Source organism: Microbacterium sp. BR1 (assembly GCF_002812725.1).
In the GTDB taxonomy this organism is placed as follows: Bacteria; Actinomycetota; Actinomycetes; order Actinomycetales; family Microbacteriaceae; genus Microbacterium.
Genome location: NZ_NMUN01000010.1, coordinates 83,685 through 108,639 on the forward strand (window position 1 = coordinate 83,685; position 24,955 = coordinate 108,639).

The 24,955-nt window shown below is 65.7% G+C and carries 22 protein-coding genes and 3 pseudogenes; 6 read left to right on the plus strand and 19 right to left on the minus strand.

Annotated features, from left to right (window positions below; genetic code table 11):
• The first annotated feature begins 133 nt into the window (after positions 1–133).
• The 5 genes and pseudogenes from CGU35_RS16185 to CGU35_RS18460 form a co-directional block, all read left to right on the plus strand.
• Entirely contained in the window at positions 134–1,261 is a 1,128-nt protein-coding gene (locus CGU35_RS16185) for a helix-turn-helix transcriptional regulator (protein WP_100812509.1), read from the plus strand.
• 96 nt (positions 1,262–1,357) lie between these two features.
• The gene (locus CGU35_RS16190) at positions 1,358–1,696 is read left to right on the plus strand and encodes an ArsR/SmtB family transcription factor (RefSeq protein ID WP_100812510.1); all 339 of its coding nucleotides are present in this window, start codon (positions 1,358–1,360) and stop codon (positions 1,694–1,696) included.
• Position 1,697: 1 nt separating this feature from the next.
• Positions 1,698–2,345, plus strand: a complete 648-nt coding sequence (locus CGU35_RS16195) for a dihydrofolate reductase family protein (protein WP_100812511.1) — start codon at positions 1,698–1,700, stop codon at positions 2,343–2,345.
• Between the two features lie 9 nt (positions 2,346–2,354).
• The gene (locus CGU35_RS16200; protein ID WP_100812512.1) at positions 2,355–2,813 is read left to right on the plus strand and encodes an SRPBCC domain-containing protein; all 459 of its coding nucleotides are present in this window, start codon (positions 2,355–2,357) and stop codon (positions 2,811–2,813) included.
• A 429-nt stretch (positions 2,814–3,242) separates the two neighbouring features.
• A pseudogene (locus CGU35_RS18460) lies at positions 3,243–3,628 on the plus strand (transposase); the annotation flags it as partial.
• 321 nt (positions 3,629–3,949) lie between these two features.
• On the opposite strand, the gene CGU35_RS16210 reads toward CGU35_RS18460, so the two are convergent.
• The 19 genes and pseudogenes from CGU35_RS16210 to dnaB form a co-directional block, all read right to left on the minus strand.
• The gene (locus CGU35_RS16210) at positions 3,950–5,392 is read right to left on the minus strand and encodes a xylulokinase (protein WP_100812513.1); all 1,443 of its coding nucleotides are present in this window, start codon (positions 5,390–5,392) and stop codon (positions 3,950–3,952) included.
• 11 nt (positions 5,393–5,403) lie between these two features.
• The gene (locus CGU35_RS16215; protein ID WP_100812514.1) at positions 5,404–6,237 is read right to left on the minus strand and encodes a class I fructose-bisphosphate aldolase; all 834 of its coding nucleotides are present in this window, start codon (positions 6,235–6,237) and stop codon (positions 5,404–5,406) included.
• Positions 6,234–7,334, minus strand: coding sequence for an alcohol dehydrogenase catalytic domain-containing protein (locus tag CGU35_RS16220; protein ID WP_198519625.1), 1,101 nt, complete (start codon positions 7,332–7,334; stop codon positions 6,234–6,236). Before CGU35_RS16220 ends, CGU35_RS16215 begins: the two co-directional genes overlap by 4 nt.
• Positions 7,331–8,161, minus strand: coding sequence for a DeoR/GlpR family DNA-binding transcription regulator (locus CGU35_RS16225; protein WP_100812516.1), 831 nt, complete (start codon positions 8,159–8,161; stop codon positions 7,331–7,333). Before CGU35_RS16225 ends, CGU35_RS16220 begins: the two co-directional genes overlap by 4 nt.
• A gap of 52 nt (positions 8,162–8,213) precedes the next feature.
• Positions 8,214–9,341: a glycerate kinase gene (locus tag CGU35_RS16230; protein ID WP_100812517.1), complete on the minus strand. Its 1,128-nt coding sequence runs from the start codon at positions 9,339–9,341 to the stop codon at positions 8,214–8,216.
• A gap of 14 nt (positions 9,342–9,355) precedes the next feature.
• A complete protein-coding gene (locus CGU35_RS16235; protein WP_100812518.1) occupies positions 9,356–10,321 on the minus strand; it encodes a 2-hydroxyacid dehydrogenase in 966 nt (321 codons plus the stop codon).
• Positions 10,318–11,010 carry an RraA family protein gene (locus CGU35_RS16240; RefSeq protein WP_100812519.1) on the minus strand — a complete coding sequence of 231 codons (693 nt, stop codon included), beginning with the start codon at positions 11,008–11,010 and terminating at the stop codon, positions 10,318–10,320. Before CGU35_RS16240 ends, CGU35_RS16235 begins: the two co-directional genes overlap by 4 nt.
• The gene (locus tag CGU35_RS16245) at positions 11,007–12,083 is read right to left on the minus strand and encodes an Ldh family oxidoreductase (RefSeq protein ID WP_100812520.1); all 1,077 of its coding nucleotides are present in this window, start codon (positions 12,081–12,083) and stop codon (positions 11,007–11,009) included. Before CGU35_RS16245 ends, CGU35_RS16240 begins: the two co-directional genes overlap by 4 nt.
• Entirely contained in the window at positions 12,074–13,234 is a 1,161-nt protein-coding gene (locus CGU35_RS16250) for an iron-containing alcohol dehydrogenase (protein WP_100812521.1), read from the minus strand. Before CGU35_RS16250 ends, CGU35_RS16245 begins: the two co-directional genes overlap by 10 nt.
• Before the next feature lie 44 nt (positions 13,235–13,278).
• The gene (locus CGU35_RS16255; protein WP_100812522.1) at positions 13,279–14,739 is read right to left on the minus strand and encodes an aldehyde dehydrogenase family protein; all 1,461 of its coding nucleotides are present in this window, start codon (positions 14,737–14,739) and stop codon (positions 13,279–13,281) included.
• Between the two features lie 35 nt (positions 14,740–14,774).
• Entirely contained in the window at positions 14,775–16,070 is a 1,296-nt protein-coding gene (locus CGU35_RS16260) for a TRAP transporter large permease (RefSeq protein WP_232711366.1), read from the minus strand.
• Positions 16,067–16,642: a TRAP transporter small permease gene (locus CGU35_RS16265; RefSeq protein WP_100812523.1), complete on the minus strand. Its 576-nt coding sequence runs from the start codon at positions 16,640–16,642 to the stop codon at positions 16,067–16,069. The genes CGU35_RS16260 and CGU35_RS16265 overlap by 4 nt, the downstream gene beginning before the upstream one ends.
• A 38-nt stretch (positions 16,643–16,680) precedes the next feature.
• Complete coding sequence (locus CGU35_RS16270) at positions 16,681–17,730, minus strand: DctP family TRAP transporter solute-binding subunit (protein ID WP_232711367.1); 1,050 nt, start codon at positions 17,728–17,730, stop codon at positions 16,681–16,683.
• 64 nt (positions 17,731–17,794) lie between these two features.
• Positions 17,795–18,463 carry a GntR family transcriptional regulator gene (locus CGU35_RS16275; protein WP_100812524.1) on the minus strand — a complete coding sequence of 223 codons (669 nt, stop codon included), beginning with the start codon at positions 18,461–18,463 and terminating at the stop codon, positions 17,795–17,797.
• Positions 18,464–18,966: 503 nt separating this feature from the next.
• A pseudogene (locus CGU35_RS16280) lies at positions 18,967–19,401 on the minus strand (transposase); the annotation flags it as partial.
• Between the two features lie 107 nt (positions 19,402–19,508).
• Positions 19,509–19,991, minus strand: a pseudogene (locus CGU35_RS18470) (SMODS domain-containing nucleotidyltransferase); the annotation flags it as partial.
• Positions 19,984–20,925, minus strand: a complete 942-nt coding sequence (locus CGU35_RS16285) for an S-4TM family putative pore-forming effector (protein WP_157814038.1) — start codon at positions 20,923–20,925, stop codon at positions 19,984–19,986. The pseudogene CGU35_RS18470 and the gene CGU35_RS16285, both read right to left, overlap by 8 nt.
• A gap of 11 nt (positions 20,926–20,936) precedes the next feature.
• Complete coding sequence (locus CGU35_RS16290; RefSeq protein WP_157814039.1) at positions 20,937–21,761, minus strand: SMODS domain-containing nucleotidyltransferase; 825 nt, start codon at positions 21,759–21,761, stop codon at positions 20,937–20,939.
• Positions 21,762–21,982: 221 nt separating this feature from the next.
• Entirely contained in the window at positions 21,983–23,350 is a 1,368-nt protein-coding gene (gene dnaB / locus CGU35_RS16295) for a replicative DNA helicase (RefSeq protein ID WP_100812527.1), read from the minus strand.
• Between the two features lie 571 nt (positions 23,351–23,921).
• Between dnaB and CGU35_RS16300 the strand changes: the two genes are divergently transcribed.
• Entirely contained in the window at positions 23,922–24,953 is a 1,032-nt protein-coding gene (locus CGU35_RS16300) for a hypothetical protein (protein WP_157814040.1), read from the plus strand.
• The last annotated feature ends 2 nt before the right edge of the window (positions 24,954–24,955 follow it).

A 24,955-nucleotide genomic window follows, 5' to 3' on the forward strand; every position in this document is an offset into this window, starting at 1 on the left:
CGTTCTCTCGGATGATCTGACGGCACGACTTTGCCCGAGGCCACGACCGGCATCCATCCCAGAGATCCGGGGAGTTTCGTACCCCCAGAATCCTGGGATGGCGGCGCCGGCCCCGAGGGAGGACACTTTTTCCATGTCCATCGCCCTGGCCGCCGGACGCGCGCGCAGCGACATCGAAGTGATCTCCCGCGCGGGCCTTCCCCTGGCGGAGTTCATGGAGGAGTCCGCGAACGCCCTCCTGACCGTCGTACCGTTCATCGCGGGCTGTTTCTCGAGTACGGATCCCGCGACCTCGATGATCTCCAGCACCCACAAGCTCGGCGACCTGTACGGCAGGAACGACGCGGACGTCGACTGGGCGCGCATCGAGTACGGCGGCGAACCCGACGCGACGCACTACGACGCGGCCGCGTCCGCGGGACATGTCGCCGTGGGGATCCACGCGACGACGGGCGGCCAGGTCGAGCGCATCGAGCGCATGGCCGACCTGGTACTGCCCCGGTTCGGGTACGTCGATGAGGCGCGAGTGGTCTTCGCCGATCGCGCCGGCGTGTGGGGCACGATGTCGGTGCTGCGCGGCAGCGACGACGCCGTGTTCGACGCTCGTGAGCTGGCCTTCCTCGCGAGTGTCGCGCCGGCACTGACGCGCGGCATCCGGACAGGTCTGCTCTCCCAGTTGGCCCGCAGGCAGACGGTGCATCCGTCAGGCCCGGCGGTCATCATCTTCGATTCGTCGGATCGCATCGTGCAATCGAGCCCCGGCGCGCAGGAGCGGCTCGCGCAACTCTCCGCTCCCGGCGCCGACCCCCTGACCTACATCCAGGCGCTCGTCAGCGGCGCCCGCCGGTTCGCCTCGGGAGCCTCCCCCGCCATGCCGCGCACCCGGACGCGCACGGCGGACGGGGTCTGGCTCGTACTGCACGCTGCACCCCTCGGCGGTCTCGGCGACCGTGCCGGCGACGTGGTCGTGACGATCGAGGAAGCGCGCCCGCAGGAGGTCATCGACATCGTTGCGGCTGCTTTTGCGCTGACGATCCGGGAGCGCGAAGTCGTCGGGGCGGTGCTGCGCGGCGCAGACACCAAGGAGATCGCGGCGTCGATGCATGTGTCGCCGTACACCGTGCAGGATCACCTCAAGTCGATCTTCGAGAAGGCGGGCGTGACCAGCCGCCGTGAACTCGTGTCGCGGGTGTATTTCGATCAGTACATGCCACGAGCCGGGTCGGACCTCGCAATCGACGGCTGGTACGCGACCGTCTGATCCGTTGCGCCTTCGAGAGGCTCCATCTGTCGATCTCGCGGCGCGTGGTGAGGCGACGGGTTGACGCGCGCGTCGCGGTTCGTAATAGTTAGGTATGTGCCTAACTATTCCGATGAGGTGGACGCGGTGTTCCGCGCGCTCGCGGATCCCACCCGACGGGCGATCGTGGAGCGCTTGGCGAAGTCGCCGGCGGTGGTCTCCGAAATCTCGGCGCCGTTCTCGATGGCACTGCCCTCCCTGCTCCAGCATCTCCGCGTGCTCGAGGACGCACGCGTCATCACGTCGAGCAAGCAGGGACGCGTTCGCACGGTGACGCTCCGCCCCGGAGCCCTCGACGTCCTACACCTCTGGCTCGATGAGCGGAGGACTCCGGCGGAACGCCGGGCGGACCGCCTCGGCATCCACTTGGCTCGCACGACCTCGAAGGAGACCTGACATGACGCGCGTACGCATCGACCTCTTCTCATCGCTCGACGGGTATACCGCCGCACCCGAACCCGGATCGGAGAACCCGATGGGTGACGACTGGGGACCGTTGACGGCGGCGTACGCGGCGACCCGCACCTTCCGGCAGAAGGTGTTCGGCGAGACCGGCGGCGCGGGAACGACCGGCATCGGCGACGGGTACGCGAAAGCATTCTTCGAGGGTGTCGGCGCGGAGATCATGGGCGCGGCCATGTTCGGGCTCCACTCCCACCCCGAGGACGCGGATTGGAGAGGATGGTGGGGGGACCGGCCGCCGTTCGGCTGTCCGGTCTACGTCCTCACCCACTCCGCACCGCGAGCATCCATCCCGATGGAGGGCGGAACGACCTTTCATTTCCGCAGTGGAGCGATCGAGGATGTCCTGGCCGAGGCGACGTCATCCGCGGCGGGCCTCGACGTCAGGGTCGGCGGGGGCATCCGCACCGCACGTGACTTCTTGCGCAGCGGCCTCGTCGACGACCTTCACGTCGCGGTCGCGCCCATCGTTCTGGGTCGCGGCAACCGCGTGTGGGAAGACCTGCGCGGGCTCGAGCGCACCCACACCGTGACGACCGAGGTCGCGGAGAGCGGAACCATCCACGTCACCTTCACGCGCTAGGAACCCCCGATGAACGACCGCCGACTCGCCCACTCCGGTTTCACCCTCACCCGCGAATATCCGGTGCCCGTCGAGAACGTCTGGCGCGCGTTCGCGGAGGAAGAGCGCAGACGCGAGTGGTTCGGCGACGGCGACACATTCGATCGCAGCGTCTGGGCGTTCGACTTCCGCGTCGGCGGCCGCGACATCGACGAGGCCAAGTTCCATGGCGGCCCCGTCTCCCGCTACGAGGGCGTCTATGCCGACATCATCGAGCACGTCCGTATCGTCACGACCTACGACATGTGGCTCGACGGGGTCCATATGTCGACTTCCGTCGCCTCATTCGAGTTCGAGCCGACACCCCTCGGAACGCGACTCACTCACGTCGAGCACGGGGTGTTCTTCGACCGGTTCATCGCCGATGCCCCGCAACGCGAAGAAGGCATGCGCGGACTCCTCGAAGCTCTCGCCCACCACCTCGACTGACGCCCGCGGTCTACGCGATGTTCAGGTGGAGTCGTTTCCCTGTAGGTTCCCGCTGGAGATGACGGAAGTTGCCGCGATTCCAAGCTAGTTGGCGGTGGTCACTGACTCCGAGTTCCACGCGAAATGGCGGATTCCTACAATCGCTCGAACTCAGACACCTCGGCGTTTACCGATCTGCACACCTCCGACGGTACGAGCTCGTCGCTCGTAACCGCTGTTCTCGGAATACCGTGGCTGAGCAAAGAGAAAAGGCCGCCTTCCATCGCCGGCGTACCGGCGGTGCCGCTTCCACACGGTCTCCCATGGCCCGAAGAGTGCCCCTTAAGGTGGTGTGGCCCGCGGTGGCCGGCTCGTCGTTTGCGACGTAGGCGCGGTCACCGTGTGATCCTCCGAGAAGTCTCTTACCGCCACTCGAAGGGCATCATTACGATGACCGCACTTCATATTGTCTATCCTGCGAACGTGCTCGCTGAAGCCCTGACCGACGCGTCGCCCGATCTGATGAGCAGCCTGCTGCAGACCACGATCAACGCGCTGCTGTCCGCCGACGCGCACGCTGTCGTCGGCGCCGAATGGGAAATCCCAGCCCCGACCGCACTGCGCAACGAAACGGGTAGCGGCACCGCGACCTCGATACGCGTGTCGAGACAATCGACGTCGCCATCCCGAAACTTCGCCAGGGCACCTACTTCCCAGAATGGTTGCTCGCACGCCGCAAACGCGCCGAGACCGCGCTGATCACTGTCGCCGCGGAATGCTACCTCGCTGGGGTCTCCACCCGCCGGATGGACAAGCGCGTCAAGACTTTCGGGATCCTGACCGCTACACCGCCATCGCGCGCGCACGAGCAGTTCCGCTGGTTCGGGGGCGGCTGGGCGGTCAGCGCCGACCTGCCGACGCCCGCAGGGTTCGCCGCAGCATCCCAGTTCGTTCGCCCCGACGACGTGGTCGGATCGATCGCGTGTGGCCCCGACCTCGACGAACTCGCAGAGAGCTTGCGGCACTACGTCGACGCCGGATTCACCGACGTCGCGGTAGTGCAGGTCGGCGACGCAGCTCAGGATCGGTTCGTGTCGGAGATCGCGGGTCCGCTGCTCGAGAAGCTCCGCGCGTTGTGACGCTCAGCGCAACCGCGCTCACATGTCGATGTGCTCCGCCCGCTTCTCGCGCCATGAGTGCCACCGGGAGTTCGTCACCGCGCGACGTTCCGCGCGCGGCGTGAACACCGCGTCGTCGCCGAGCACGTCGATCAATACGCCCTGCATGGCCGCCGCCTGGTGAGCAGCCCCCACCGCGGAGAGATGAGACTCGTCGACGACTGTGAGCCGACGATCGAACGCATCGGCGGCCAACTGTACGAAGTCGGAGGTGGCTGAAAGATCCGCCGCCACCCTGACGGTGTCATCGCCTTGTACGAGGTGTTCCAGAACCAACCGGTCGGCAAACAGAACCCCCTCCACGACGGCCCAATCCACCGCGCGAGGGTCCGGCGACGCGGCAGAAGAATCCCGGATGATCCCCGTCGCGGGCCGTGACATCCATAGCGGACCCCGCTCGGCGGTGACGTGTGGGAGGAAGACCGGAGCGGTCTTGATCTCGCTCGTCTCTGCCGACGCCGCCACCGAGATCATCTCCCCGACGCCGCTCGGTCCGGTTCGACCGGTGTGTTCTGCTCCGGAGACGAGAGCAAAGCCACCATTGGTCGCACCGTGCGACAACCACGCTCCGGGCCTGACGTGCACACGCTGGAGAAGCCGCCGATTGCGGGGGTCGGGGCGCTCGTGCCACCGTGTCACCACGTGAGTGGTGCCGAGGGTCAAGAGCGCATCCGACGACTCACCCAGTCCCACTGCTACTGCCGCACTGGGCGTGTCACCGCCGGCGACCGCGACCGGAATGCCCGGCGGCAGCCCGAGGTGATCGGCGGCAGACACGGTGAGCGGCCCCAATCCCGTTCCTCCGGACAGAACAGGAGGGAGCATGTGCGGTGGGATGCCCAGAGTCTCCGCGACCGCCGGCAGCCAGAACTGGCCCCCGATGACGTCGAAACAGCCGAAGTATGACGCCTGGCTCGGGTCAATGGCGATCTGCCCGGTCAACCACCGCCCCACCACCGAACCGGTCGAGCCGAGCCAGCGTAGGCGATCGGACACCTGTGGGTGCTCACGCTGGAAGAGACTATGGGCCAGCACGATGGCGGTCGCGGGGGTGAAGGGGTTGCCGAGCCGGTCGTGGACCTCCGCCGTCAGCGCGGGCGCCGCTGCCGACACCAGCCCATCGAGGCCGGCCGCGTCGAATCTATAGCCGAGAGCGAGCGGTTCGCCCCTGTCATCGAGGGGAACCATAACCGGCGAGTTCACCGAGAGGCCGATCGCCACCGCATCCGAGCGCGCAGGGCCCAACTGGCCGATCGCCGCCACCGCGCTCGACCACCACTCGGCCGGATCGGCCCGCCCGAGTGGTGCGCCGCGACCGTGCAACGCACGACCCCGCGCGACGACTCTGCCCGAGTCATCGATCATCACGGCTTTCGTCGCCGTGGTTCCGACGTCCAGTCCGACGTACAGGGCCGCTCTCATCGCTGAGCGGCCTAAGTGCCGAGGTGGGCGCGCACGGCGTCGGTCGCACTCTGTCCGTCGTGCACGACCGCCCGAAGCGCCCGAACCATTCCTGTCGGATTGTCGGCACCCCAGACGTTGCGGCCGATCGTGAGGCCGGCAGCTCCGGCGTCAACGACCGATTCGGCGAACTGAAGAACTTCGAGGTCGGTGTCGAGCTTTGCGCCACCCGCCACCATGACGAGTCCGGGCGTTCCGTCCACGACTTCGCGAAAGCTTTCTGTCGAGCCGGTGTACCAGGTCTTGATGATGTCGACGCCGACTTCGGCTGCGGCGCGCGCAGCGTAGAGCACCGACTCTGCCGAGCCCTTCCGGTCGCCCCACAGTTCGCCGCTGGGGTAGGCGTGGCACACCGTCGGCAGGCCCACCTCGGCCGCACGTTCAGTGACACGCGCGAGCATTTCGAGCATCTGCGCCTGCATCGAGGAGCCGGCGCTGATTCCGACGGCCACCGCATCCGCACCCAAGCGCACGGCCTCATCGACGGAAGCGATCGTCGCGTCGTAGGTGAGGTGGAAGTCGACCGAGAACGTGCTCGCCTTCAAGATCCACGGTCGCGGTGCCCCGCTGCCAAACAGCACGGGGGCGATGCCTTTGGAGACGGTCACGCCATCGGGCTCGCCCGCGGCGATCTGCGCCCACGTGTCTTTGATGGCCGCAAGGCGCGGTGCCACGCCGCGGGGTACTGCCTGGTCGAGCGCGACGACGACAGCGCGACCGTCGTCGCCGAAGAGGCGGCGGAGTCGGATCGAACGGCCCAGGGCACTGCCGGCCCCGAGGGAGGGGGTGAAGGTGTCGATTGTCATGCGTTGGTTCCTCTGTGTGTGGCGACGAGGCTGCCCGTCGCGTCGATGCTGATTCGGAGATCGATCCCCTGGCGGGCGCGTTCGAGAGCCTCGTCGAGTTGTTCGATAGGTAGGTGCGCGGTGACGAGTCCATCCGCGGCAATCGCGCCGGTGCGAACGAGTTCAGCGACGCGGCGGAAGTCGTCGAGCGTGCAGGATGAGCTTCCGACGATGGTGGTTTCGTTGTAGTGAACCGAGTTGGCGGGGATACGCACCTGATCGGTCCCATCGGGGAAGCCTGCGAAGACATTCACCCGCCCTCCCGGGGCCAGCATTTGCAGATACGGTTCCATAGCGTCGGCCCGACCGACCGCGACCACCATGGTGTCGAAGCCTGCGCCTTCGGTGATCTTCGCGACACGCTCGGGAGTGACTTCCGACGGGTCCAGCGCCGCAGCGGCGCCCGATGCGAGAGCGACCTCGCGCCGGTGAGGCGCCGGATCGACCACGATGACGGTCTCCACGCCCAGAGCGCGGGCAAGTCGGAGGTGCAATTGCCCAAGTGGGCCGGCACCCACGACGAGCATCGACCGCGCCGAGTGCGCGTCGATGAGTCGCTGTCCGTTGTGCGCGCAGGCGAGTGGTTCGATCACGGCCGCGATGTCGGCGGGCGTGTCTCCGACCGGCACAAGATTTCCTGCGTGCACCGCTTCAGCCGGGATGCGGACGTATTCGGCGAATGCTCCATCGATCTGGTAGCCGAACGCTCGACGGTTGCGGCAGATGTTCCCTCGACCGCGCTGGCAGCTCGCGCACTCACCACACTGGACGAGCGGATAGACCGCGACGCGATCGCCGATGCGGAGGTTTTCGGGGAGGGCACCATCGGCCGCGACGATCTCTCCGGAGAACTCATGACCGAGTACCGAGGGGTAGACGACATTCTTGGTCTTGGTGCCATCGACGATCCTCAGGTCGGTGCCACAGATGAGCGCAGATTGCACGCGCACCAGAGCCTCGCCCGGCTGGAGAACGGGCACCGGCACGTTTTCGATGCGGAGGTCGCGAGGCGCGTGCAGAACCGCGCGCTTCATGACCTCGGGTAGTGAAGAGTTCACGCGAGCCTTTCGATTTTCGTTGGGTCGACGAGGGTGGCGGCGCCGGCGTTTTCGTGAGCGACGAGCTTCCACGACGCCGACTGGGCGAAATCCTCGAGTGTGGCCCTGTCTGCACGACTGTCGGTGATGAGTTCGAGCGGGCCTGACGGGACGAACCAATGGGTCGCCCACGTCGCGCCGAGCTTCGACGAGTCGGCGACGACCACGGGTCGGCGAGCCTGGCTGATCATTAGTCTCTTGAGTGAATTTTGCTCTGGCGTTCGAGACGAGAGGCCTCGCGACGTGTGCACGCAATCGGTGCCGATGAACGCGATGTCTGCGTAGATCGTGCTGACGACCAGTTCGGCGAAGGGTCCGAGAAACGCTTGATTGACCCTCCGGAGGGTTCCACCGGTGGAGATCACGGTCGTACCCGGCCCCGCCTCTGCGAGAACGGAGGCTACGTTGAGCCCGCTGGTGACGATCGTGAGGTCAGGAACCGTCACCAGTTCTGCCGCTATTCGCGACGTCGTGGTTCCGGCATCGAGGAAGACAGTGAGCCCGGGGCTGACCAGACTCGCCGCCGTCGCAGCGATCTCGGCCTTCGCGAGGGCGTTCGTGTCGTTGCGCTCGCTAATGGAGCGCTCGGCTCGCAGAGAGTTGATCATCGCGCCGCCGTGTGTGCGGATGACGGCGCCCGACCGCTCGAGGGTCTCGAGATCGCGGCGCACGGTGACCAGCGAGACACTCAGCTGCTCGCGGAGCACCTCTGCGCTGAGCGGACCATCACTAGTGGCGAGCAGATCGATCACTCGTCGCCGGCGCGATGTCGGCGTGGAATCAGCCATCTTGCCTTACCTCCTTGATTGAATCGATCATATCTGCTGTTCGTTTCGATCATCAAGGGTGGGTGGTGTTCCCGAGCGCCAGCCCGAGGCGGCTCCCCGCCTCCCTCAGCCATTTCGCGGGTTCGGCCAGAGCGGCCTCAGAAGAGCCCGAGAGCATGTCCAGAGCCTCCGTCGCCGAAAACTCTCCGAGGTCGGCGTCTCGAGCGATCCGCCCCGCCGCCAGCCCTGCACGAATCCCTGCGGCCCGGGCGAGTTCGGCGACGTGTGCCGGGGCCTTCCCTTCGGCGGACTGACCGTCGAAGGAGCCCTCACCAGTCACGACGATGTCTGCGTTCGCCACCGCATCGGCGAGACCGATCAGACGCCCGACATCGCGCGCCCCGGGGGTCAGCGTCGCACCCCACGTCAGCATCCCGTATCCCGCACCTCCGGCCGCTCCCGCGCCCTGCGCCGAGGGGTCTGTCGCCAGCAGACCAGCCAGACGAGACAGCGCTTGGTCCGCTCGCATCATGCCCTCTGCGTCGAGCCCCTTTTGCGGACCGAAGATCTTCGCCGCGCCTCGCGGCCCGAGAAGCGGGTTGCTCACATCGGTCAGCACGATCGCGCCTCCCGGTGGCACTGGCCGCAGAAGAGAAAGGTCGGCGTGCTCCACGGTGGCCAGGCCACGCAGCCCGCGAAGGACGAGTGCGCCGGTGCGATCGGTGAATCGGGCACCGAGGGCCGTGAGAGCGCCCATTCCGCCGTCAGTGGACGCACTCGAACCGATGCCGACCACGAGCGACGAGACCCCGTGGTCGAGGGCAGCAGCGATCGCCTCACCGAAGCCCCGCGTGTCAGCCCCCCACGGGTTCAGTAGGCCTCCCAGAACCTCGATACCGCTGGTGCGGGCGAGTTCGACCACACCGATACCGCGCGGCGACTGAGGGGTAGGAGGCAGCAGAAGCCACTCGCTGTCCACCGGCTCATGATGGGGTCCGTCCACGGTCACCGGCATGCGCAACGCTCCGCGAACCGCCATGGCGAAAGCATCGAGGGTCCCCTCGCCCCCATCGGCCATGGGGCGAAGCACGATCGTGTCGCCCGGTCTCACGCGTGTCCAACCTTCAGCCAGCGCGCGAGCGGCGTCCGACGCGCTGATCGATCCTTTGAAACTGTCTGGCGCGATAACGACCGTCTTCATGACTGACTCGCCGGTCAATCGACGGGCGTGATCGGACGCCGACCGGCGAGCACCTCGGCGACATTGCGCACAGCAAGCAGTCCCATCGCATCTCGCGTCGCGGCGCCCGCACTGCCGATGTGCGGCAGCAGCACGACGCGATCCGAGCGCCGCAGTCTCTCGTTGACGAGTGGTTCGTTCTCGTGCACGTCCAAGCCTGCACCGGCCAGTCGGCCCTCCTCCAGCGCATCAGCCAGTGCATCCTCATCAACGAGAGGTCCGCGGCCGGTGTTGATGAGATAGCTACCCTGTCGCATCGACTTGAGCCGCGCAGCATCCACCATGCCGCGGGTTTCGCTGGTCAGCGGACAGTGCAGCGTCACGACGTCGGCGGTCTCGAACAGTTCATCCAGACCAACCGGCACCACCTCGAGGGCCGCGGCTTCCGGTCCGGACGAGCGACTCCCCGTCGCGATGATGCGCGCGCCGAACGCGTGAGCGCGTCGAGCGACCGCCATACCGATGCGTCCAAGGCCAACAATGCCGACCGTAGCGCCCGCGCTCACCTGGAGACCCACCCAATCTTTCGGACCCCAGATCCACTGCTCTGCGCTGCGAATGAATCGGTCGGCCTCGACGATGCGTCGCGTCGTCGCGAGGATCAAAGCCAAGGCGAGGTCTGCCGTGGCTTCGTCTAGCACGCCAGGCGTATTCGACACGAGGATGCCGCGGCGGGCGGCCGCCTCGAGATCGATGTTGTCGACCCCTGCCGCCACGTTGGCAACGATCCGTAACTGCCCGCCTGCGGCGTCGAACAGCTCGTCGTCGATCTGCTCGGTCAGCAGCGACACGATCGCGACGGCACCGCGCGCCGAGCGCAGAAGTTCGGCACGGTCGGGCGGCGCGTCATCCAAGACGACCAGCGGAGCGAGAAGCCGCTGCGCGGCCGACATCGCGGCCGCGGTGAGCGAACGGGTGACCAGGACGTGGCTCGGAGTCATGCCAGGGCCGACGTCGCATCGACGATGTTGGCGGCCGACGCGATCCACGAGCGATCCCAGCGGCCGGCCGCAATGTCCACACGTTGTCCCTCTTCCTTCGCGGCGATCGACTCGGCCATCACAAGCACTTCCTGCATGCGTGCGGCCGGAACCACGACGATGCCGTCGGAGTCTCCAACGACGAGGTCGCCGTCGGAGACCGGAACACCGCCGATCGTGACGGTACCGTGCAACTCACCGGGTCCGCTCTTGTACGGTCCCATATGCGAGATCCCGCGGGCGAAAACCGGGAGGTGTCCGGCGGAGATCGGGTCATGATCCCGCACGGCCCCGTCTACCACGATGCCCTCGAAGCCCCGGGTGTGCGCGTACGTGGTCATGAGCTCGCCGAGGATCGCATTCGTCGTCTCGCCCCGAGCATCGACGACGAGAACATCGCCGTCGCCCCCGCGTTCGAGCGCGACGTGGACGGCGAGGTTGTCTCCCGGCCTGGTGCGCACGGTGCGCGCAGTGCCCGCCATCGACGAGCCACCGCGTGATGACAGCGAGGCTCCCACCGGCTGCAGACCTGTCGCGCCCGTCGCACGCTCGGAGCTGTCCGAGATCACTGGCGTCGGTAGCCGAGCGAAACGAGCGATGAGGTCGGATGGAACCGCGAGGGCTCGTTCGTGGATGCGGATTGTGTTCATGAATTCTCCGTGACGAGGGCTTGCGATCCAGCGGGAAAGGGTCGGTCGGCGATGGCTTCGAGAGCCGCCACAACGGTGGGGGGAAGCGGGATGCCCGAGCCCAGGCGTGTGTTGGCGTTGCGCTGCTCGATCTCACCGGGCATTAAGACTTCACTCCCTGGGGCGGCCGTCGCCTTGAGAGCGGCGACGAGCGCATCCATTCGTGCAGCGAAGTGCTCGAGGGGCTGGAAGGCGGTGATGTCTGTGAGAGTGAGGAACGCGCCGACGCCCTGTCGTTCCTCGAGATTGTCGTACAGATCGCCGACTGCCGGTCCTGAGTTGGCGCCGGAGAACATGGCGGCCATGATCTCGACCATGAGAGCGATTCCGTACCCTTTGGGCCCGCCAAAGGGGAGCACACTGCCTGCGAGCGCATCCGACGCGTTCGTTGTCGGCATGCCCTCGGCGTCGACGGCCCACCCAACGGGAATATCTTGCCCGAGTTGATCGGCGAGTATGATCTTGCCGCGAGCCACCACGCTCGTCGCCATGTCCAGGACGATCGGATCGTTCGATCCGGCGGGCACGGCGAACGTATAGGGGTTGGTGCCGAGAAAGCGTTCGCTTCCGCCCCAGGCCGCCATGGTCGCCGGCGCGTTGCCGTAGATGAATGCGGCGGCGTTGTGCTCGGTAGCACGACGAGCGAAGTACGCACCCGAACCGTAGTGGTTCGAGTTGCGCACCGCGATGCTGACGGTGCTCTGGTGGGGAAGCTTCTCAAGGGCCAGCTGCATGGCTCGCTGGAGGACGACCTGCCCCATGCCGTTGTCGCCGTCGAGAACCACCGCGCCACCGCTTTCGGAGACGACCCGGACATCAGGGCGGGTGTTAGTCAGTCCACGGACGATTCGCTCGACGTAGATCGGAATCCTGCTGACGCCGTGCGAGTCGATTCCCCGCAGGTTCGCTTCGACGAGCGAGTCTGCGATGAGTTCGGCATCGTCATCTGGAAGCCCAGCAGACCGCAGGATGGCGGCGCAGTAGGCCCGCAGTTCAGGAGCGGATACGAGGGTGGCGTCGTCGTTCACAGGCACCGCCGCATGATCTCGATCAGGTCTTGTGCGCGAGTCGGCCGCGGGTTGACAACGATGTTGCCCGACTTCATGCTCTCGGCTGCGATCTCGGGCAGGTGGTCTTCCGTAACGCCGTAATCCGATAGCGATGAGGGGGCGCCGACATCGCGCAAGAGGTCGGTGACGGCATCCACGCCCGCGTGCGCGGCCTCGCGCGTGGTCAGACTCCGAGTGTCGACGCTGAAGATGCGGGCGATCTCGGCGAACTGCCGCTGAGCGGCCACAACATTGAACCGCATGACCTCGGGAAGCAGGATGGCGATCACGTCGCCGTGCGGAATCTTCGCGTGCGCGCCGAGCGGCATGGCCATGGCGTGTGCCAGGCCGAGCCGTGTTGGCGCAAATGCGCAGGCCGCCATGGTCGCGGCGATCATCATGTCGGAGCGTGCGTCGATGTCGGCACCCTGGAACACCGCCGAGCGGAACGACCGCGCGATGAGTTCCATCGCTTTTTCCGAAAGCGCCTCGGAGATCGGCTGCGTTGCCTTGTTGACGTACGACTCCAGCGCGTGAGCGAGGGCGTCCGCACCGGTGCTGACGGTCTGTCTCGCCGGAAGGGTGAGAGTCAGGGCGGGATCGCACAGCGCGACCGCGGCTGTCATATTCCGCCCACCGACGCCGTACTTATCGTGCTTCTGCTTCTCCGAGATCACCGCCCAGATTGCGCATTCGCTTCCCGTTCCGGCAGTCGTGGGCAGCGCGATGACGGGGATGCCGCGTTCACTGGGCACGTTCAGTCCCGAATAGTCTCGGATGTGTCCGGGGTTTCGCGCCATCAGGGCGGCAGACTTGGCGGTGTCGAGCGCGCTTCCACCGCCTACGCCGACGACGACATCCGCCGAGCTGGAGCGCGCGAGCTCTGCCGCTGCCATCACGCCCTTCGCGTCGGGCTCGGGCTCGACTTCGGTGAAGATGGCCGGTTCGAGGCCTTCCTTACGCAGCAACGCCGCGACACGGTCCACAACGCCGGCGGCGACGAGCCCCGGATCAGAGACGAGGAGTACCGAGGTTCCGCCGACGGCACGGATCTCATCGGGTAACGTGGTCACGGCGCCCACGCCGAAGGAGATGCGGGTCGGCAACTCGAAGGTGAACGGTCGGTGCGAGTTCATAAAGGCTCCAGGAAGGATGCGGATGGGGTCGGAGGCGGAGTGCGTCAGGGGTGGAGGTCGTAGACGACCTTCAGACTCGTGAAGAATTCGGTCGAAGTGGCGCCGATACCGAAGGCCCCCTGACCCGACTGCGCAACGCCGCCGAAGGGGATGTGCCCCTCACTGGTCGTGCCGTGATTGATGTGCACCATCCCGGTACGAGAGGCCATGGCGGCGCGTCGCGCGGTGTACGCGTTGTCGGCGAAGACCGACGCGGTCAGGCCGTACGCAGTCTCGTTCGCTACCGCGATCGCCTCGTCGAGGTCGGATACCGGGATCACAGCGAGCACAGGCGCGAACACCTCTTCCACCGCGAGCGGGGTGCCCGGCGCCACGTCGGTAACGATGGTCGGCGCGACGAAGTAGCCGCCGTCCCCGTCGGTTCGCGCCGAGCCGTCCTCGCCGAGAAGCACGCGCGCGCCTGCGTTTCGAGCGACGGTGACGGCTTCGAGGGCGCGGTCGCGCGCGGCACGATCGACGACGGGGCCCATGACGGTCCCGGGCTCCAGACCGTGGCCCACCACGATCGTCGATGCGTGGCGCACAAGCGCCGCTTCGAGTTCTTCGCGCACCTCGGGTAGCACGATGACGCGGCTGATCGCCGTGCACCGCTGCCCGGAGGCGGTGAAGGCCGAGGTGACTATCTCCGCGGCGACATTGTCGATGTCGCGCACTTCGGCGACGATCGCGGCGTTCTTGCCGCCCATCTCCAGCTGTGTGCGCGCATTGCGACCGGCTGCGACCGCGGCGATTCCTAGGCCGACTTCGGTCGAGCCGGTGAACGTGATACCTGCGATATCGGGCGACTCCACCATGGCGGACCCTGCCTCGCGCCCCGAACCGAGGATCAGGCTGAAGGCTCCCGCGGGCAGCTTCAGCTGATCCATGATCTCGGCGATGATGACCGACGCTCCCGGCGCCTGCATCGCCGGCTTCAGCAATACCGGGCATCCGTTGACGAGCGCGGGGATCACTTTCCGCAGGGGCGTCAAGATCGGGAAGTTCCATGGTGTGATCGCCGCCACGGGACCGAGTGGTTCGCGGACGGTCAGAATCTCTGTATTCGGGCGCGTGCTGGGATAGGTGTGGCCGCCGACACGCAGGGCCTCGCCGGCCCAGAACCGGGCTTCGAAGATGGCGCGGGCTGTTTCGCCGTAAGACTCCTGCCGGGCTTTGCCCATTTCGCGCGTGGCGATGTCGGCGAGGTCGTCCTGTCGCTCTACCCAGAGTGCGAGAAAATCGTGCACGAGGTCGTGTCGCTCAGCGGCGGTCGTCACGGCGAGTGCCGGCGCGACGGCACGTGCCGCTTTCATGGCGCGCTGCACGGTGTCGGTCGACGCGAGGGCGTAGCGCGCCACGACCTCATCAGGGCGGGCGGGATCGCGAGTTTCGACGATTTTCGCAGTCGAATCTTCGACCCACGCACCAGCGGCGTAGCTCGAGCGTGGTGAGGGTGCGTCGGACATTTTCTCTTCCTTGTGTCGGATGGAGTGCGAAGTAATCAGCGGCCGACTGGCACGTAGCCGGTCAACCACTCCGCGGGTAGCAGCACGAGCTCGGGGATGACGGCCAGCAAGACCACTGCTACTACCATGACGGCGTAGTGGGGTAGGGCCGCACGCACGATCTGCTCGATGGGCAGCTTCGCGACGAACGACGTTGCGAAGAGCGAGACTCCGACCGGGGGCGTTACCAGGCCGATGGAGAGGGCCGCGACCAGGAACACGATGAAGTGAACCGGGTCGACGCCGGCCGCTAGCGCCGTCGGCATAAGAATCGGGATCGTCAGCAGGATCGCGGCGGTGATGTCCATGATGGCTCCGACGACCAGGAGGATCAGTCCGATGATCAGCATGATCATCGTCGGATCGGAGGTGATGGATGTCAGACCGGCGCTCACCCTGGCGGGAAGCCCGTCAACTGTGAAGACGAACGACGCCGCACCGGCAACCATGGCGATGAACAGGATGGTGCCCGTGGTAACACCCGACTCCACCAGCATCGCCGGAAACTGCCGAGGCTTCATGTCGCGGTAAACGAACATCGCCACGAGAACGCTGTAGACCACCGCGATAGCCGCCGCCTCGGTGGGTGTGAACAGTCCGCCGAACAGACCGAACAGTATGACGATCGGCCCGCCCATAGCGGGGATCCCCACCGCGATGACTTTGAGGCTCTGCTTCAGACTGTCCTTCGTGATCTCGCCATACTTACGGCGCACCGAGATGATGTAGTTCATGATCATCAGTACGACGATGAACACCACCGAGGGGCCGAATCCGCCGGCCAGTGCCGCACCGACGGAGACGCCCGCCGAAGAAGCGGCGATGATCATCAGGATGCTGGGCGGGATGACGGACGACAGGGTCGAAGTGACCATCGTCATTGCTGCCCCATAGGCCTTGGGGTAGCCGTGATCGGTCATCGCCTTGATCTCGATCTTGCCCAGGCTGACGACATCAGCGACCGATGACCCGGAAATCCCGCCGAAGACGGCGCTGGCCGCGATGTTGACTTGCCCCAGGCCACCGCGGAAGCGTCCGAAGATTGCGGCGGCGCCGCTGAAGATGCGCTCCGATATCCCGCCTCCCGCCATGACGTTACCTGCAAGGACGAACAGCGGCACCGCCACCAGTAGGAAGCTGTTCATAGAGCTGAACATCGACTGCGCCAGTACGTCGAGCGGCAAACCGAACAGGAGCAGGGTAGCGACGACTCCGGCCCCCAGAGCCAGCGCGAGCGGCACACCCAAGGCGAGCAGCACCACGAAAATGGAGATGAGCGTCAGACTCATCATGCGATGACCTCCCCTCGAAGAAGCCGGCGGCGCAGTCCCTTATCGAAATAGACCGCCTGAATGGTCCCGATGACCGACAGCACCGCTCCTATCGCTAGTGGCAGAGTCACCAGCCACATGTTCACACCGAGCGCAGGACTCGTCTCGCTACTGCGCATCTGCTGGATAATCAGCTCGATCGTCTTCCACGTCAGGATGCCGAAGAAGAACACCGCCGTGGCAACGGTGACGTGCAGACTCAATTTCGCCAGCCACATCGGCCCGCGCGCCACGAGCGAGGACACCCGAGGATGGGCGGCGGCCCGGAAGCCGGCCGCCATCCCCAGGAACACGCCATCCATGAAGAGGAACCGGGCAATCTCTTCCGTCCATGGCGGAGAGGTGCCGACGAGGCGCGCGACGACCTGTATCGAGAGCATCACGAGCATCCCTAGAATGCCGATCGCAAGCAGCGCTTCGACGATCCGCCATAGCCACCCGCTCTTGCCGAGCCGGTGCGCTTCAGCCATCGGCTCGATGAGCGGTTGGACCCCCGTAGTGTTCGTGCTCACCTCGCGCTCTGGATCTGACATCTCTTGACTTCTCTCTCGGTATGCGAGTCCGGGGCGCGTCAGCGGCCGAGGTACTCGAGGGTGCGGGACATGAACTCTTCGCCTACCAGCGGCTCGAACGAGGGGTACAGCTCCAGAGCGATCTCGGCGAACCGGCCTCGCGCCTCGTCGGTGAGCTCATTGATCTGAACGCCCTGCGCTTCGAGGTCAGCGAGGATCTCCTCGACCTCAGCGTCGTCGGCCTCACGCTTCCAGTCGGCGGTGTCTGCGGCCGCTTCGCGCAGCACATCCTGCACCTCGGGTGCGTATCCGTCGAACTTGTCCTTATTGAAGCCGAGCACGTATCCGTCGGAGATGTGGTTCGTCAGCGACAGGTAGTCCTGTACTTCGAAGAACTTATTGGAGACCGGCACCTCGATCGGGTTCTCCTGACCGTCGATCGTCCCGAGCTGCAGGGCCGTGTAGACCTCTTTGAAGTCCATCGGGGTGGGGTTCGCACCCAATTCTCCGAAGAACTTCACCCAGAGCTCGTTTTGCGGAACCCGGATGCGCATGCCCTCGAAATCTTCCGGCTCTTCCACCGGTGCCTTGGAGTTCGTCGTGACTCGCGGAGTGCGTGTCAGCATCGCCAGACCCGCAATCCCCTGGTCCTCGAGCGACGTCAACAGTTCCTGTCCTGGCTCACCTGCGAGGTAGTCGCTGAACTCGTCCATGTCTCCGAACAGGAAAGGAAGGCTGATGGCGTTCATGCCGGGTGCGAACGACGCGTACACCGACGTCGAGATGATCGTGGCGTCGAGCGTCCCGTTACCCAGGAGGTTCACCGCGGCGTTCTGATCGCCGTTGAAGAGCGTCCCGTCGGTGAAGACCTCGACCTGGATCGCGCCGTCGCTGAGTTCATCGGCTGCTTCTGCGAAGTGCTCGGCGGCTTGACCCACCGACGACGCCGCGGGGTCTCCCACAGCCAGCCGAATAGTGGTTGCCGGGAGCGCAGAGCCTCCCTCCGCACCGTCCGTCGCCGCGGGGCTGCTCGCGCCGCCGCAGCCTGCGAGAACGGTGGTGGCGATTCCGACGACTGCCACGCTGATCATCGCGCGATGAAGTTTCATCTCTCTCCCTTGATAGATGGTGTGATGTTGATGCGACCGGAACGGGCGTACCGGTCGCGCGGGGTTATGCCAGTGACGCTTTAACGGCAGCGGCGAGCGCTTCGTGCGCGCGCTCGAGATGGTCCAGGAGCGCTACTCGTGCCGCGTCGAGATCACGGGCGGCGAGGGCGGAACAGACCGCTCGATGCTCTTCCAAGCTGGCCGCACGCCGCCGGTCGTCCCCCACTGAGACATATCGCTTGCATCTGGCCAGTTGGCGATCGATGACGCGATATGTGCTTTGAATGCGGCTGTTTCCAGTGGCGCCGATGAGGATGCCGTGGAAGTCGTCGTCGCGCGCCAAATACTTCTGCGTGTCCGATGCAGACACCGGGATGCGGAATTCGTCGAACAGCGATCCGAGCTGCTGAAGCCGCTCGTCATCCCAATCGATGATGCGAGGAAGCCCAGCCGGCTCGAGTAGAGCACGCATCTCGGAGATCTCCTCGACATCGCGCATCCGGATCGGCGTCACGAACCAACTGGTCGATTTTCCGCGCTCGACCAGTCCCGATGCTTCTAGAAGATGGAGCGTGTCACGCACCGGAGTTCGGCTGACACCGAACTGTGCGGCGAGATCCGAATCCTTCAGTGGGCTTCCCGGAGGCAGCGAGCAGTCGACGATGACTCTCTCGAGCTCGTCGTACATTCGCGAACTCAGTTTGCGCGACACCGGTGTCAACGTTGCGGACATGAGTACAGTATGTCGTATACAGCGCACAGGCGCAAATATTCACGTATTCGCCCCCTCGTGCCCCTTCGACCTCCTGTGCGCCGGGCGTATCGGGCTCGCGGCCGGGATTGTCGCTATCGCCGCGCTGCTGCTGGGAGACGGTGAACACCACGTCGTCTTCCGGGTGGCGGCCGCGAGCCGACGGGTCTTCGCCCTTGTACCCCGGAAGCTGCGCGAGGAGCTCCTTGATCGTGCGGAAGAACCGTTCGACCGCTGCCTTGTCGGTCGGCATGTACTGCCGGGCGGGCTGCACAGAGATCCCCAGCCGCGAGCACACGCCCGCCGAAGCCCTCGCGAGCCTCGGTTCGAACCCGGACCCTAAGCCTCGATCCACCGATGAGCCTTCGGCGGGTGGCGTCGGCGTGATGGGCGCGGCGTGATCGGCTGCGGGCAGGGGTGAGTTCCGGGCGTCTCATCCCGGTTGTCCACTTCGTTCTCGGTCGTGCCGCTGGTGGCGGCGGTGGTCAGCTGGCCGCGGCCGGTGGTGGTGGTGCGTGCGTCGCGGTGAAGAGTCGGTCGAACGCGGTCTGCCAGGGCCAGGCGTCCGGCAGGTGCAGGATGATGCGGCGCGCCGTCCGTGCCAGTCGTGCCGGCACTGAGACGAGGGTGCGGCGAATCGTCGCGGTCGTTGCCCGGGCGAGCCGCCCGCCTCGGTCGGCGATGAGTCCAGCGGCGCGAGTGAGGTTGAATGCGATCACGGCGAGGACGAGCCATGCGCTGTTCGCGGTGAACACTCCCGAGGGCAGGTGAGCGAGCGGGCCCGCCTTCAGGTCCGCGTGGACCTGTTCGATGATCGCGTGCCCGCGGTGGGTCTTGTCCGCCGCGACGGTTCCCATTGTCTGCTTGTCGGTGGTGGTGAAGAACGCGTGGTGCCGCTGGTGAACGCCGACGCAGCCAGGGTCTCCAGGTGGAACGATCGGAATCGCATCGAGTGGGCGCGGTTCCAGGCCTTGAGGAGCCGCACAACGGGAGACAGGTGATAGCTGAGCACCCGGTTCCTCTCCGCGTACCAGCTCGTGCCGACCAGCGGAGCCGTGTTGATCCAAGTGCCGTCGCCGGCGGGGAGCTTGTAGACGCCGTTGCCAGCGTCGAACACCGGTGCGACGTCGACGTGACCACCCGAGTTGTAGAAGACACGAACGGCCTGTCCGCGTGTTCCCACCTGCTGGATGGACACCCCGGAGTAGGCGTTACGGATTCGGTAGATAAAGGACTTCGAGTCCCACTGGTAGGTGCTCCACGCCCCCTTCGCGTTGGAGAAAACCGCGAGCACATCCACGTCATCGAATGGACGAATGATCGTGTTCTTGGCCGAGGACCCCATCAGGTGCGTCTGACTAAACGGCAGATCTGAGGTGCTCGGAAACTTCTCCGTCAGTCGTTCATCCACTCCCCGCTTTCGTGCTGGCACCAGCGTGTCCGTCTGGTACGTCGTAGCGGTCAAGTCCGTCACGAACTGCGTGAACGCCTGAGCGGTCGTATTACTCATCGGGTTGCGTTCCTTCCGGCGGGCGCGCAGTCAGCTGACCAGCGGCGGCGTGCATCGCCATCTCGTTCTTCGGGCGCAGAAGGCGATACAGCCAGTTCGGAATCTGCGGGGTTGTGCGCCGCAGCTCGAACAGCCGCTCCTGCCAGACCAGTAGCTCCTGGCCTTCAACTTCGTCGCTCTGTGCGGTGATGCGCGACTCTATGGTCCGAGCCAAGTCTGCTCGATCTCGAGCCGCCCGTGCGGTGCTGCGGATGTACTCGAAGGCGTCCAAGAACGCCGGAAGAACCGGGAGTGCTACACCCAGCAGGAACGTGGCCAGGCTCATCCCCACCACCATGCTGATCGTGATCAGCAGCACCGTCCACGCGACACTCCCGACTCCCCACACAGTCACCGTCGCGCGGAGGAGCCGGTCCGAGTACGCGGCGTTCGCTCGCTGTGCGATGGCCACCGCCCGGGCACCGGAATTCGCCGCATCGATCGGGTACCAGTCCGCCAGACGCTGTTTCCGTACAACGCCAGGCAGCCGATCATCGGGGCCGACAAGATGGGCGATGTCCTCACGCGTCGGACCTCCCGACCGCTCGATAGTCTCCGGCATGCCGAATACGTAGTGATCGAACTCTTCCTGCACCACGGCCGCTCGCGTCATCAGTCGCGCCTCGGCCCACGCAAGTAACGTACGTCCGACGAAGAGCCATGCACCCGCGATCGCACCCATAGCAACAGCCGCCTGTGGCCAGAGAATAGCGACTACGGGTGCCGCTATGCCAATGATCAGCACGCCGAACCACCGAACGGCCTGCCACCGCTTCGCCACGGTATACAACCGTCGCTGCGCGACCAACAGTCGTAGGGCGCGCGGCGCGTTCTGGCGGTCGAGCATCGCCCCGCTCGGCCCGGGAACGTAGTCGGGGGGCGCGCTGCTGGTCATGGGTCCCGGTCTCACTTGTTGAAGAGAAGCTTCAGCTGCTCGATAGCCTTTGCATCTTCCCCGGCCGACGCATACTCCTTCGCCCTCCGTGCCCGCGTCACCGCCGTGTCCAACTTCGATAAGGCATCGCTCTTGTTCGCAGGGGACGAGCACGCAGTGAACCGCGATCCAAGTCCTGTCGGATCGTTCATCGCAGCGAGCTCGACGTCATGCATCTTCTTCAAGCTCGCGTGCAGATCCCACAGGGGCGAATAGCTTGATTCGCCATCCATGTGTTTCGCCGCGCGCATCTCCAGGTAACAGGACGACACCGGCACGTTCCGCCGGTACTTCCACACCTTGATCTGTCGGGCCAGCTTCTTCGCCGCTCCATCATGCTTCGAGTTCACACCATTGACGTACGAGTTATGGTCCTTGGGATGCGTGAGCATCCACCCATCCGCCGGATTAGCAATCCAGTAGCCCGTCGTTCCGGGATACCCCGGCACGACTTCCACCACTCCATCGGAGAACTTGCACACCACTGCCGGACGGCGCACGACCACCTCGGTGCTGGGGAACCGAGTTTTCAAGCTCGACTTGATCTTGTTCAGCATCGTCCACTCCGAATCCGGACGAACACCCTTCAAAGACACAAGGAAATCTGCGTCGCTATAGGTCCAGACGCCCGTGCCGTGCTTGAGCGATCCGATCTCGAACATCTCACGAACACCGAACTCGGCATCCAACCGATTCTCGATAGACGCTCGGTGCCCCCGCGCTGCGTCGAACTGCGTCGACGTTGGCGTGTAAAGCCCCGTCAAATCCTTCAACCATCCGACCGCTGTCTCAGCCACGCGGAACGCCTCTCCCCAGATTCCAAACTCCACCGTGCGGGAAGCCCCTGCACGGACGAACCACGCCAACGCTACGCACGACGGGTGACACCCGCCTATTCCTCAACTCGGCCACCCTCCCGGCCGGCTGGCCAAATCCACCGCAAATGTCGTATCCGACAAGTAGCCGACATCTCACCCTGGAATCCGACATCATCACGCGGAACCTACACGTTTCCCTGTCAGCCGGGCGCCATGTCGGTGAAGCGCGAGTAGTGGCCCTGGAACGCGACCGTGATGGTGTCGGTCGGGCCGTTACGGTGCTTGGCGACGATCAGGTCGGCCTCTCCCGCGCGCGGGCTGTCCTTCTCGTACGCCGACTCGCGGTGCAGCAGCACGACCATGTCGGCGTCCTGCTCGATCGAGCCCGACTCACGTAGGTCGGACAGCGCGGGCTTCTTGTCGGCCCGCTGCTCAGGGCCACGGTTCAGCTGCGAGAGCGCGATGACCGGAACGGCCAGCTCTTTCGCGAGCAGCTTGAGCGCGCGAGAGAACTCCGAGACCTCCTGCTGGCGCGATTCGACACGCTTGCCGGATGTCATGAGCTGGAGGTAGTCGATGACGACCATCTTGAGCCCCACCCGCTGTTTCAGGCGGCGGCACTTGGCGCGGATCTCGACCAGCGTCATGTTCGGGCTGTCGTCGATGTAGAGCGGTGCGTCGTTGATGCGACCGCGCGTGGCGGCGATCGTGGTCCAGTCACGCGAGTCGAGCGTGCCCTTGCGCATGCTCTGCAGCGGCACGGCGCCCTCGGCACTCATCAGACGCATCGCGATCTCGCTGCGCCCCATCTCGAGCGAGAAGAAGATCGTCGGCATATCGTGGGCGATCGCGGCTGCGCGGGCGAAGTCGAGCGCGAGCGTCGACTTACCCATGGCGGGACGCGCGGCGATGATGATCATCTGCCCGGGGTGCAGACCGTTCGTGAGCTGATCGAGACCCGAGAAGCCGGTCGGGATGCCGGTCATCTGTCCGTCGCGCCCGCGGGCCGCCTCGATCTCTTCGACCGCGGCATCGACCGCCGTCGTGAGCGGTACGTAGTCTTCCGTAGCCTCGGCGCCGGTCACCCCGTAGATCTCGGCCTGGGCGTTGTTGACGAGATCGAGCGCTTCGCCCTGACCCGAGTAGCCCATCTGCACGATGCGTGTTCCGGCCTCGACCAGGCGACGCAGTAGCGCGCGCTCCGAGACGATCGACGCGTAGTAGCCGGCGTTCGCCGCGGTCGGGACGATCGAGGTCAGGGTGTGCAGGTAGTCGGCACCGCCGGCGCGCTGCAGTTCGCCGGTCTTGATCAGCTCGTCGGTGACGGCGACCACATCCGTCGGCTCACCGTGCGAGTACAGAGACAGGATGGCTTCGAAGATCAGCTCGTGCTTCGGCACGTAGAAGTCGGGTCCGCGGAGCGTCTCGATGACGTCGGCGACAGCATCCTTCGACAGGAGCATCCCGCCGAGTGCCGACTGCTCGGCGAGCGTGTCGTGCGGGGGAGTCCGTTCGGGTCCGCGGGGGGCTCCGCCGAGGCGTTCCTCCGAGATGTCAGCGATCGACATCGCGCTCCCTTCCGCCGAAACCGGCCCGCCCACGCGTCACGCGGGTGGTCTTCTGTCCGGCCCGTCTCGGGCGCGGATAACATCGTGCAGCCCAGACGAGCGCATCTCTTTCGGAAAAACGCCGAGCGGGTGTGTCTGATCGCCGGGTCCCCCGACAGCAGATCAGACACCTCCGACACTCGCCCGGAACGTCCTGTCCCGGCCTCCCCCGAAGTGCGCTCCCTCACGGTAAAGGCGTGCAGATTCACCCGCAACACGCCCTGTGGATAACTTTGTGGAAACACGGCCGGACACGCCGCTGTGCCTGTGTATGAAGCCTGTGGAAAACTACATGAGAACCGTCTCATGTTGTCTTTTTTTATCATCTTGAACAGGCATTTCATGGTTCACAGCCTGTGGAAACAGGATGTGGTTGAAGCATTGCTTGAAGGTTCGACATCCGGGGTCAGGGTGTGCACAACCCCTGGCCTTTTTGCGGTAGGGGGGTTTACGAATGCGACCCACGGGGGTAACGTCCCTGGCTACGCAAGCATTCACATGCAAGCCGATTGTCCAACCGGGGGGTGAGGACATGAACGTTGACGTTGAACCACGAAAAGGTCGGTGGTCACGCTTGCTCCTGCTCGCGGGCGGAATCGGACTCGCCTGGTGTGCGGCGACAACTCTCGCTCAGTCCTCGTCTGCGTCCGCCGCGGAAGACGACCCCAGCGGCCTGCTCGGCATCGTCAGTTCCACGATGCAGCAGACGACCTCTGCCGCGACAAGCGTCATCGACGGCGCCGAGCCCGTCGTCGTCGACGTGGTCGAGGCCGTCACGCCGCCCGCGCCGGCCGCCGCGCCCGTACCGGAGACTCCGGCGCCGGTCGTCACGCCCGTCATCCAGGGCGTCGCGAACATCGCCACAACGGTCGTCTCGGGCGTCGCTGACACCACGACATCCGCCCTCCACGGTACGGCCGACACCGTCGATGTCGTCTCCGGTACCGTCGCCGAGTCGACTACCGGCATCGTCTCCGGTATCTCCGTCAGTCAGGCCCTCGCCCCGCTCCTCGCGGCGATCGACGAGTTGCCGATTCTCGGCACGGTCACCGGCGAGCTGGGAGTGACGGAGACGCTCGGCTCGGCCGTGAGTACGGTCGATGCGCTGCTCACAGCCGTAACGGGCACGGCCACCACGATCGTCGGCACCCCAGGGCATCCGGCAACCAGAGGCATCCTGCCTCTTCCCAGTTCTGTGCTCCCGGGGGATGCGACTCAACCGCTTCTCGGGTCACCGGGCGGTTCCGCCGCGACCTTGACCACCCAGCAAGCGCTCGTCTTCGGCGGGTTCTTCGCCGGGGCGCTGATCGTCGGGTCGATCGTGCCGCTCGTCTCCGCTTCGGCACCCGGATCCGTACGCGGGGGCGGCTGGCCCCTGGCGCCCGCGGGGCCCTCGGGGGCGCCCGCTGCGATCTCGGCGGCGGCCGCGGGCGCAGCGACGCTCTGGGCAGCTCTCGTCGAATTCTCGTGGCGCTCGGGCCCGTTCGGTGGCGCCGCCCTCACACTCTCGGACGACGCCCTCCCGGGCGCTCCCGTTTTCGCAACAGACGTCTCTCCTGACTGACG